Below are 265 nucleotides of genomic sequence, written 5' to 3'. Positions count from 1 at the left end.
CATACCGCCTTAGCTGACTGCGAAATGACACGCCGCCTTATTCATGCAGTTAACGCAAAAATCGAGGCTCGTTAATCATGGCTGCTGAAAAAATCTACTACGACTTAATGCCTGACCACTCCGTATCTGTCTACATTTCCGGCGAATGGGATTATTTCAGCTCTTACACTGGCCTCGTTAACTACCTCAACACTCAAGGCTTGTATTACAAGCTGGTTGATATCACAAACACCACACTGACCGAACGTCTGGCTATCATGGGGAT

At 46.0% G+C, this 265-nt stretch carries 1 protein-coding gene; it reads left to right on the top strand.

Annotated elements, in window-relative coordinates; genetic code table 11:
- Nucleotides 1–77 precede the first annotated feature (77 nt).
- The coding region (locus PL85_RS19150) for a hypothetical protein (protein WP_215809373.1) at nt 78–265 on the top strand (188 nt) is incomplete at its 3' end.

Origin of the sequence: Vibrio anguillarum (genome assembly GCF_001989995.2) — a bacterium.
In the GTDB taxonomy this organism is placed as follows: domain Bacteria; phylum Pseudomonadota; class Gammaproteobacteria; order Enterobacterales; family Vibrionaceae; genus Vibrio; species Vibrio anguillarum.
The sequence above is the reverse complement of the archived record's forward strand: the minus strand, read 5'-3'. Positions and strand labels throughout refer to the sequence as shown.